The sequence below is a fragment of the Arthrobacter sp. SPT-J7 genome (assembly GCF_059089965.1).
The window spans coordinates 1-817 of sequence record NZ_JBNHFF010000498.1 but is presented as its reverse complement, the minus strand read 5'-3'; the positions used below and the strand labels follow the sequence as shown (position 1 = coordinate 817).

Below are 817 nucleotides of genomic sequence, written 5' to 3'. Positions count from 1 at the left end.
TGGCCTCCTCCAAGGAACCTGATGGTTCCAGCCCCAGCTTGTCCCGATAAAACTCCTTGGCCCGGTTGATGTCCTTTGCGGGCAGGACAGCCATGATTGCTGAGTCCTTGAGCATGATGAATTCCTTTTGTGCATTATTCGCGTTGGCGGGGATGCTCTCCCCCTCTGACGTCCCCGGAACATCCCTATTCCGGCAACGCGTAGCCACCCGTTCCGCCATCACCGGGCCAGCCACCTGGGACCCCTGCTGCACCCCCCAGCCATAATCGCCGCAGGAGTCCCCCGACGCCTACGTGGCCATTATGGAACCGAATTCCCTGGACGGAAATAGGCAATTCATTCTCCCTATGCCTGCTTCAAGCCCTTGGCGTACGAGGCTTGCCCTACGTGCTGCAGGCAGTCCGCGATGGTGCTCACCAGCCGGACGCCCAGGGTGACCGGCGGGTCCCAGCGGGTGTCCACTATGCGGTCCAAATCCTCGTCGCCGAGTGACTGCACAAACTCCACCGTCTGCCGGTGGACAGCGTCGTAGTAATCCAACAGCAGTTCCGGCGGCGCCTGCACGGCATCCGCCTGGGCGCTCGAATGGCCGTAGCCGTTATCGTTCCTTGCCAGAGGCAGGCTGAAGCGGCCCACGAAGTCCTGCGCCGTCCACACTTGCTCCAGTCCCCCCGCATCGGCCACCTGCACGTCTTCCACCCGGGCCAGGTGCCAGATCAGCCAAGCGATTGAATTGCCAGTGCCGCCCGGCCGCCGGATTAGGGACCCGTCGTCGAGCCCCTGCAGCGTGGCTTCCACTGTTTCCCTGATCCTGCCG

At 63.0% G+C, this 817-nt stretch carries 2 protein-coding genes; both read right to left on the bottom strand.

Going from position 1 to position 817, the window contains the following annotated elements:
• Nucleotides 1–115 (bottom strand): VOC family protein (locus AC5RWX_RS33880; RefSeq protein ID WP_494100516.1); only part of this gene is annotated, 115 nt, incomplete at its 3' end.
• A 230-nt stretch (nt 116–345) separates the two neighbouring features.
• Nucleotides 346–817, bottom strand: a 472-nt coding sequence (locus AC5RWX_RS33875; RefSeq protein WP_494100515.1) for a mycothiol transferase, incomplete at its 5' end; no start/stop codon positions are given.